We start from the raw sequence: 8,925 nt of genomic DNA on the forward strand, positions 1-8,925 counted from the left end.
GCCCCTGCTATGCAGCGCACGTTCGACAGTCGCGGTTCCAACGCCAGCCAGAGCTGCGATATCCTTCAATGTGGCACGCTTCTTGCGGCTTCTGTTGATCTCGACCTTGTCCAGCATTTTCGCACGCTCGTCTCACCGTCATGATGAAATCAGATCATCATGATGATCGTTTTGATCCTGTCCCCCCGTCTAGATAGCAGTCCCGGGCATACAGGCCCGATCAAACAGGTGTGACGGGACAACGGATCGATGCGCGGCGCCTGGGGTGCCTCAGTGCCGGTTTTCCGACGTGCCGGAGATGGGATGACGCTATGGGCGAGGCAACAAGACGCAGTATTTTGCGGTGCGGCATGGCGCTTGTTCCTGTGCTGGCGCTGTATGGCAAAGCTCGTTCCAGCCCGCTTGTCGGCAAGGCTGTTCCCTGTCCTGACGGGTTTCACGCGCTTTCTTTCACGCTTATAGGCCACGATGATCTGGATCCGGCATTGGCCAGGCAGGTGTGGTCCGGCCTCGTCATGCGCGACGGGGAGTTTCCGGGCCGCTATAGCGCCCTTGCGACAGCCCTGAGCAAGGCGGGCGTGAAAACCTGGCGTGACTACCAGCACTCCGAAGCCCGTGCACATGAAATGCTGCATGCTGTGGCTGTCGATATTGTGAGTGCCTGGTATCTGGGGCGTGTCGGCCCGATGCTGCCACGCGCCGAGACAGGTACGCCGGTATTCATCACCTATGAAGGGGCCCTGATGTGGCGCCCCACGATCGACGTGACAGTCATTCCCACCTACGCGCGTGGCGGCCCCGGATACTGGGCGGCCCCACCCCCCATTGAGGACAGGCAGCAGAAAGACCGGCAACAGCAGGGCGGGCTGCCGAATGGCCGTCCGGCGGGGGCGAGCGTCTCCCAGAGCAATGGATCAGAATTCTGATGGTACAGCATGATTATGACGCCGACGTGATTGTGGTCGGCTCGGGGGTGATCGGTAGTCTGGCGGCTCATCACCTCGCCCGTAATGGCAAGTCGGTCATTATTCTCGAAGCAGGCACCCGTGTACCACGCTGGAAGATCGTCGAGAGCTTTCGGGAATGCGGGAATGTGAGCACTGATGCCGGCAATCGCAATCAGCCTTATCCAAATGAGCCCTGGGCCCCGAGTTCATTTGTGCCGGGCTACATCACCAATCACGGCCCTGTCGATTATGTGCCTGGCATGTTGCGTATGGTCGGGGGAACCACATGGCATTGGGGAGGGGCATGCTGGCGCCTGCTTCCCAATGATTTCCGCCTGCAGACGCTCTACGGCGTGGGGCGCGACTGGCCGATATCGTATGACGATCTTGAGCCGTTCTATCATCAGGCCGAAATCGAGATGGGGGTCTCCGGCGATGATAATGCCGATTACAGCGGTAAGAGTGGCGCAGCGTTCCCTCCACGTCAGGCGCCGTTTCCGGTAAGGCCCCAGGCGCTCAGCTATTTCAGCCAGCGTTTTCGCGATCGTGTGGCCGTGGGAGGGTATCCATTCACCTATCAGCCCAATGGGCGCGCAACCGATCCGTATGACGATCGACCGGCGTGCGTCGGGAACAATAACTGCTCGCCGATCTGCCCGATAGGCTCTCAGTATAGCGGCGACCGCCACGCCACGAAGGCCGAACGTGCCGGGGCCAGACTTGTCAGCGATGCAACAGTCTATCGTCTGGAAAAGACGCCGGATGGTAAGCGCATTGCGGCGGTGCATTACTATACGCCTGCAAAGCAATCGATCCGTCTGACGGCCCGCCAGGTAATGGTTGCAGCCCATGCGCTGGAAACGCCGCGTCTCATGCTCCTGTCCGACGTCGGTAATTCCTCGGGCATGGTGGGTCGAAATCTGATGGATCATAACGCATTTTCTCTGGCGATGATCGCGGATGAACCCATGTGGTCGGGCCGCGGCCCGGTACAGCAGGGCGACGTACTCAAATGGCGCGATGGCGATTTCCGCCGTTTTCATGGCTGCATCCGTCACGAAGTCGGCAATTTCGTCGGTAATGTGCAGATCACCGAGCGCCTGCTGTCACAAGGGATTATCGGCCCGGAGCTTGACGAGAAAATAAGGCACATGGCGGCGCGCTGGGTTTTTATGGACTCCAATATCGAAATGCTGCCCGAGCCTGGCAACCGTATGACACTGAGTGCCAGCAAACGGGATTTCTATGGTCTGCCACTCATGGATATCTATTACGACGTCAATGATTATGCCCGGGCAGCCGGGGCCGTGATCAAAGACGATTATGCCCGCTTCCTCAGCCTGCTAGGTGGCGAGATTTTCGATCAGAATCTCACGACATGGGAAAACCGCGATCATCCGATGGGCACGGTAATCATGGGTAATGACCCGCGTAACTCTGTGGTGAATGCGGAGGGTCGCAGCCATGACCACGATAATCTTTTCATCGCCACGACAGGGATCATGCCGGCGGCGTCAGTGGTTAATCCGACCCTGACAGGTTGTGCCCTGTCCCTGCGCTCAGCCGCCATCATGCTGAAGGAGATCTGAGTCATGGCGGATTGTCAGTCCCGGCATGGGGCCGTGCGAGACAAATCCTTCAAAACGCTGCCCAGAAAACAGCGCCGGGCACGACAATGGCACTCTGGCGCCTTGATGATGCTTGGTGTTGCAATGATATGCCCCGCATTCAGCGCAGATCAGACAGTGCTCGATCGTGGTGCCTACCTGGCTCGTGCTGCGGATTGCGTTGCCTGCCACACCCGGCCTGGCGGGGCACCCTATGCAGGAGGATATGGTATCCAGACTCCTATGGGGGTGATCTATTCGAGTAATATCACACCATCGAAAACCCAGGGCATCGGGCGCTGGTCCGAGGCCGCGTTTGCGCGTGCTGTTCGCGGCGGTATTTCATCGAATGGTGTCTCTCTTTATCCGGCCATGCCCTATGATTCCTATGCGGCAATGACGGATCAGGATATTCACGCGCTCTATACGTATATGCAAACCGCCATTGAGCCCATCGAAGACGCGGCAGGGCCGGTCACGTCACTGCGTTTTCCCTATAATATTCGAGGGCTGATGCGGGTCTGGAACTGGCTGTATCTCGATCGTCGTGTCTTTGCCCGTCGGCAAGACGAGACGGAGGAACAGGCCAGGGGGCGTTATCTGGTCGAGGCTGTGGCTCATTGCGGAACCTGCCATACGCCGCGCAACTTCATGATGGCTGCGCGCACGGGCCATGCGCTCAGGGGGGCTCAGGTCGGGGGGTGGTATGCCCCCGATATCGCTGCCGGGCAGAATGCACCACTCGCATCATGGCGGGATCAGGACATCGAAACCTATCTACGTGACGGGCATGTCCGCAATAAAGGGGTGGCTGCAGGACCGATGGGCGAGGCGGTCGAGCATTCCCTGCGGTTCCTGACTCCTCAGGATCTCTCAGCGATCACGGCCTATCTGCGTACGCTGAAGCGCCCCTCAGTTCCAGAGGCGGCAATCCAGGGCATTTCTGCGTCTGCCATGGTCCCGGCCAATGTCTCGCATGAACGCCCCATTTACTCGATTGACTCACCTCAAGACCGTCAGACACGCGCGGCCGCTCGGAGCGAACGCGAAGCGTCTCCCGCCGCTTACGCGGATCGACGCAATTATCACGATATTTCAGGTGGTGCCGCGCTCTATATGGCTGCCTGCGCGGCATGTCATCAACTCGACGGGAGCGGGGCAGGTGATGATTATTATCCATCGCTCACGCAGAGCCGAGCCGTGTTATCCGACCGGCCCAATAATCTCGTCATGACCATTCTGGCCGGCGTGCATCGCCAGGGTGCTGAAGGCGTTGCCTTCATGCCGGCGTTTCGTCACGATCTCACCGATCATCAAATTGCCGCTCTCGTACACTTCATCACTGGCCGGTTTGCGGGGCGGGAGCAGACGCTGGACGATGCGACAATCAAGGCGTTACGGCGCTTTGATACGGAGAGTTTCCCGGCACGGTCACGTCCCTGACAACCAAAGGGTGATGATCCTGGCTTCCGAGAACAGGAAGAGGGGGCTCCAGCGGGCAGGTTCAGGGAGATGCTCAGACGGTCTCGCGCGTATGAACCGATAGCGGAATAATGGGGCCGTCGAGGGGGGTAGTGCAGCGCCCCAAATAGTGGCTGAGCGTGGAAAGTGCCGTGCGCGCCTCAAGCATGGGGTTCTGGTCGAGCACAATGTCGATCGTGCCTGAGCGCAGTAACGTGGCACGATGGGGTGTCAGTTCGTGGGTGATGAAAACCAGCCTGTCGGCCATGCCCTGTTTTTCGAGCAGGCGCGCAATGGCGTCGGCCCCGGTCGAGAAATGATAGATGCCTATGATATCCCTGTGTGCCTGTAGGAGTTCATGGATGACATCAGCAGCACGGTCATCATTTTCATGGCATTCTAGGGCTGGCGTGGCCTGAAGCGCATGATAGCGCTCGTCCAGCGCCTTCATAAAGCCGGCATAGCGTTGCTGATGCCCGATATAATGCATCGTCCCCGCAATGAGGGCCACGCGTCCCTCACGCGGGCCAAGCAGACGGCCCATCATGTCTGCGGCAATACGCCCGGCACGATAGTTGTCTGACCCGATATAGGCGAGCCGTTCCGGTGCCGTGATGTCCGAAGCGATGGTAATGATGGGCAGTTTCCCGCCTGCAATGGTAACAGCCTGACGAATGGCAGGATGATCGGGCAGGCACAGAATCAGACCATCATAGTCGCGTGACAGGCTGGCAATGAGCGTCGCTGCCCGCGCCGGATCCCCGATTGCGGCGTGATGCTCGAAACAGGCAATGTTCTGTTCGCGATAGGCTGGCATGATCTGACGAAAGGCATCCTGCAAGGCCGCATGAAACGGATTGCCGGGTGGCTGTGTGACAACGGCAATACGCGCCAGTCGCGCGTGGAGGGCAACAAGCTTGCGCCCGTCTCCCAGCTCCCGTGCGGCCTTGAGCACCACGCGTTCCTTATCGAGTCGTACGCCGCCACGCCCGTTGATGACACGATCGACCGTCGCAGTCGAAACCCCTGAATAGCGGGCGATATCCTGAATAGTGGCACGCTGGGACATGGATTCTCCAACGAGAATGTGATGGTGATTATGTGATTTATCTCACATTTATGATGCGAACACATCAAATCTCTGCGTGTCGCCTCAGCCTGCGCGCCCTAGCCTGAATGCATCAATAGCTGCTTTCCATGACGGGCCACGGCGAATGACCACCCGTCATGGAATGGCGGATCATCAAGGGATGGATCATGGGACCGACAGACAGAATTACGGGGCTGCCGCGAGGTGTGAGGCTGGGATGCAGCCCACTCTCCTGGACCAATGACGTGCTTGAGGATCTGGGTGACGACACGCCGCTGGACCGATGCCTGAGCGAGATCGCCGCCGCCGGGTATGAGGGAACGGAGCTGGGGCGGAAATATCCGCGAAATGCCGAGGATCTTGCCCCTATGCTCGCCGCCCATGATCTGTCTCTGGCGTCGGGCTGGTATTCTGGGCGTCTCGCAGAGCGTTCGGTGGAGGAAGAAATCGAGGACGTCGCAAGCCATGCGCAGCTTCTGCGTGCGATGTCCTGCAAGGTGATGGTCTATGGCGAATGCGGTGCCATGACGCCCTCTCCCGCACCGCTGGATGAGCCCATGTCACGGCGTATGGTGCTGACGCGCGACGCCATGAGAGCCTATGCCACGCGCCTCAGTGCTTTCGATGCATGGCTGCGTACGCGCTACGGCATCAGGTTGGCCTATCACCATCATCTCATGATGGTGGCCGAGAATTTTCAGGAGATCTGCCAGATCTTCGATGCCCTCTCCAGCGATGTAGGCCTGCTGCTCGACACGGGTCACGCCATGGCCGCCGGGTTTGATTATCAACGGCTGATCGACCGTTATGGCGATCGCATCTGTCATATCCATCTGAAAGACGTGCGCCCCGCCATACTGGAGCGCGTGCGCGGGCAGGATATGAGCTTCAATGCCGCCGTGCGTGCGGGGATGTTCACTGTGCCGGGCGATGGCTGCATCGATTTCACCCCTCTGGCCGGTTTCGTGCGCCAAAGCGGCTATCAGGGCTGGATGGTGGTCGAAGCGGAGCAGGACCCTGTCATGGCACCGCCTCTGGCCGCAGTAAAGCGCGGGCGCGACGTGATCGAGGCCTGTTTCACCCACGCTCTGACGACCGTTTGAGGAATGCCGACATGACCCAAAAGTATCTCAATATCGGACTGATCGGTTCGGGCTTCATGGGGCAGGCTCATGCGGATGCCTATCGGCGTGCCGCCATGCTGTATCGCGATCTTCCAGCGCTCCCCCGTTTGTCCATGCTGGCCGATGCAACACCGGAACTGGCTGAAAAAGCGGCGCGTCGTTTCGGTTTTGAACGCTCGACAGGAGACTGGCGTATTCTCGTCAACGATCCTGCAATCGATGTGGTAGATATCACCTCGCCCAACCTGTTTCACAAGGAAATGGCACTGGCGGCCATTGCTGCGGGCAAGCATGTCTATTGCGAAAAGCCACTCGCTCTGAGTGCTGAAGATGCCGCAGAGATGACGCGCGCTGCCGAAAAGGCAGGCGTCAAAACCATGGTGGCGTTCAACAACGTCAAGACCCCCGCAGCCCTCTATGCCAAGCAGATCATCGCGCGTGGCGATATCGGACGACCCACGCGGTTTCGTGCCTGGTTCGATCAGGGATTTTATAACGATCCGTCTTTGCCTTTTTCATGGCGTCTCAAGCGTGCCGAAGCCGGATCTGGCGCATTGGGCGATCTCGGCTCGCATGTCATCGCTGTTGGTCAGTACCTCATGGGCGATGTGACAGCTACGATTGCCCAAAGCCAGACGGCTTTCAAACAAAGGCCGGTCCCCGACGGGGGGTCCGGTTATGGTGCCACTGTCGGTAAGGACGCCATCTGGGCAGATGTCGAAAATGACGACCAGATTCAGGCACTGGTCCAGTTCGCAAACGGCGCAGGTGGTACGATAGAAGCCTCGCGCATTGCGGCAGGCAAGATTTTCGGTGTGTACTGGGAGGTTTCAGGCACTGAGGGCACACTCATCATGGATGGGGAGCGCTTCAACGAGCTCAAGCTCTTCCGTTTCGGTGACGACAAGGCGGATCGTGGTTTTCGCACGCTGCTCGTCGGGAGTCAGGTGCCGCAGTTTTCTGCCTTTTTCGGCTTCGATTTCGGCGGAGGCGGACTGGGATATTTCGATGTGAAAGTCATCGAAGTGCACGACCTCATCACGGGCATCATGTCCAATGGGGATTGTTTTCCGTCATTCGGTTTCGGCCTGCGCAATCAGCAGATCATGGATGCGATGGAGGCATCGCTTCAGACGAGACGGTGGGAGACACTGCCGCACGGCGAGTGCCTTGTCCGGGCTTCGCCAGACCTGTCAGCCGGATAACGGTTGCAGGGAAATCATATCGTCTCATGTGCGGGGTGACATCGGATTTTCGTGCTCCCCCGCCTTTATGCTCCCTCTTTTACAAGGAAGACACGGATGACGTTTCCTTCCCGCCTGCCTGACGCAGATCGTCTCGATCCTGCATCGGTGCCCTCATTACGATGGGGTGTGGTCGGACCTGGCTGGATTGCCGAGCGGTTCGTGCGTTCGGTGCAGCGGTTTACCCGACAGAAAATCGTCGGTATTGAATCCCGTAATGGCGACCGTGCAGCGGCTTTCGCACGGCAATTCGATATTCCCCATGCATTCGATGGCGCCATGAGCGCTCATCCGGAAATCGACGCGCTTTATATCGCCACGCCCCATCCGTTTCATGCAGCAATGGCCAGACATGGGCTGGAAGCGGGCAAGCCCGTACTGGTGGAAAAGCCGATCTGTGTTTCGGCGGAGGAAACGGCGGATCTCATTGAATGCGCCAGAAAACACGACGTTTTTCTGATGGAGGCATACTGGACGGATTTTCTGCCCAAGTTTTCCGTGCTGCGCAAAACACTGGCCGATGGCCTTATTGGTGACATCACGACCGTTCTGGCCGATCACGGCGAATTCTTTCCTCCCGATCATCGTATCATGCGTGCCGATCTCGGCGGTGGTCCGATGCTCGATCTGGGAACCTATGTCGTGGGTCTCGCAACAGGCGTTCTGGGGCGCCCGGATCATGTAGTGGCGCAGTCCGTTCCGGCGGCAAGCGGCGTGGATGGCCAGACCGGTATGGTGCTGCACTACGAGAGCGGGGCACAGGCCGTACTTCATACGACGCTTCTGTCGCATACGCCGTGTGAAGCCACGATTGGCGGGCGTCGTGGCATGATTACCCTGCCGGGAAAATTCTATACGCCCGGGCCTTTCACGGTCACTGCCAATGATCTGAAAACGCGTCTGGTCTTCGAAGAGCCCTGCTCCTCCTATGACGGGCTGCATTATCAGGCCGAGCATATGGCCTGGTGTATCGGTCAGGGGCTCAGAGAGTCGCCGATCAGGCCGCTCTCTGCTTCTTTCATGGCCATGGAAACCATGGACCGTGTCCGTATTGCCGGTCGCGAGACACGGTGACAGCCATTTCTGGAGAGATATCATGACACGTCTCGCTCTATTCGGCGCAGGTCGTATCGGTCAGGTGCATGCCCGCAATCTCATGACCATGCCCGATATGAAGCTTGTCGCTATCGCCGATCCGGTTGCGTCTCCAGCGCGTGAAGACCTGCTGACGCGCAGTCAGGCGCGCCTTGATGATGCGGAGTCGATTTTTTCGGATCCTGACATCGACGCCTATCTCATTGCCAGCCCGACCGACACACACGCGTCCCTGCTGCGCCGGGCGGCTGGCACAGGTAAGCCGGTTTTCTGCGAAAAGCCGATCAGTCTGGACTTCAGACAGGTCGTGGATGTGGCGGAAGCGTTTTCCCGTACAAACACACGAATCATGCTGGG

The 8,925-nt window shown here is 58.8% G+C and carries 8 protein-coding genes; 7 read left to right on the plus strand and 1 reads right to left on the minus strand.

Features of this window, described 5'->3' with window-relative positions; all coding sequences use genetic code 11:
* Positions 1 to 311 precede the first annotated feature (311 nt).
* From P792_RS0119875 to P792_RS33060, 3 genes are read left to right on the plus strand one after another with little or no spacing between them, the layout of a single operon-like run.
* Positions 312 to 926, plus strand: coding sequence for a sugar dehydrogenase complex small subunit (locus P792_RS0119875; RefSeq protein WP_081866707.1), 615 nt, complete (start codon positions 312 to 314; stop codon positions 924 to 926).
* A complete protein-coding gene (locus P792_RS33055) occupies positions 926 to 2,536 on the plus strand; it encodes a GMC family oxidoreductase (protein WP_023979634.1) in 1,611 nt (536 codons plus the stop codon). The genes P792_RS0119875 and P792_RS33055 overlap by 1 nt, the downstream gene beginning before the upstream one ends.
* A gap of 3 nt (positions 2,537 to 2,539) precedes the next feature.
* Entirely contained in the window at positions 2,540 to 3,997 is a 1,458-nt protein-coding gene (locus P792_RS33060; RefSeq protein WP_081866706.1) for a c-type cytochrome, read from the plus strand.
* A 73-nt stretch (positions 3,998 to 4,070) separates the two neighbouring features.
* Here P792_RS33060 and P792_RS33065 read toward each other — a convergent pair whose 3' ends face one another.
* Complete coding sequence (locus P792_RS33065; protein WP_023979636.1) at positions 4,071 to 5,084, minus strand: LacI family DNA-binding transcriptional regulator; 1,014 nt, start codon at positions 5,082 to 5,084, stop codon at positions 4,071 to 4,073.
* Between the two features lie 158 nt (positions 5,085 to 5,242).
* Between P792_RS33065 and iolE the strand changes: the two genes are divergently transcribed.
* The 4 genes from iolE to P792_RS33085 form a co-directional block, all read left to right on the plus strand.
* Positions 5,243 to 6,208 (plus strand): myo-inosose-2 dehydratase, encoded by a 966-nt coding sequence (gene iolE / locus P792_RS33070; RefSeq protein ID WP_200863489.1) that lies wholly within the window; start codon positions 5,243 to 5,245, stop codon positions 6,206 to 6,208.
* 11 nt (positions 6,209 to 6,219) lie between these two features.
* Positions 6,220 to 7,434 (plus strand): Gfo/Idh/MocA family protein, encoded by a 1,215-nt coding sequence (locus tag P792_RS33075; RefSeq protein WP_023979638.1) that lies wholly within the window; start codon positions 6,220 to 6,222, stop codon positions 7,432 to 7,434.
* 96 nt (positions 7,435 to 7,530) lie between these two features.
* Positions 7,531 to 8,547 (plus strand): Gfo/Idh/MocA family protein, encoded by a 1,017-nt coding sequence (locus P792_RS33080; protein WP_023979639.1) that lies wholly within the window; start codon positions 7,531 to 7,533, stop codon positions 8,545 to 8,547.
* A 22-nt stretch (positions 8,548 to 8,569) separates the two neighbouring features.
* The coding region (locus tag P792_RS33085; protein WP_023979640.1) for a Gfo/Idh/MocA family oxidoreductase at positions 8,570 to 8,925 on the plus strand (356 nt) is incomplete at its 3' end.

Origin of the sequence: Asaia sp. SF2.1 (assembly GCF_000505765.1) — a bacterium.
Classification (GTDB): Bacteria; Pseudomonadota; Alphaproteobacteria; order Acetobacterales; family Acetobacteraceae; genus Asaia; species Asaia bogorensis.

Bases quoted from the DNA above. Each gene is read 5' to 3' on its own strand.
- P792_RS0119875 (WP_081866707.1), top strand. From the start codon at position 312: ATGGGCGAGGCAACAAGACGCAGTATTTTGCGGTGCGGCATGGCGCTT.
- P792_RS33055 (WP_023979634.1), top strand. From the start codon at position 926: ATGGTACAGCATGATTATGACGCCGACGTGATTGTGGTCGGCTCGGGG.
- P792_RS33060 (WP_081866706.1), top strand. From the start codon at position 2,540: ATGGCGGATTGTCAGTCCCGGCATGGGGCCGTGCGAGACAAATCCTTC.
- P792_RS33065 (WP_023979636.1), bottom strand. From the start codon at position 5,084: ATGTCCCAGCGTGCCACTATTCAGGATATCGCCCGCTATTCAGGGGTT.
- iolE (WP_200863489.1), top strand. From the start codon at position 5,243: ATGGAATGGCGGATCATCAAGGGATGGATCATGGGACCGACAGACAGA.
- P792_RS33075 (WP_023979638.1), top strand. From the start codon at position 6,220: ATGACCCAAAAGTATCTCAATATCGGACTGATCGGTTCGGGCTTCATG.
- P792_RS33080 (WP_023979639.1), top strand. From the start codon at position 7,531: ATGACGTTTCCTTCCCGCCTGCCTGACGCAGATCGTCTCGATCCTGCA.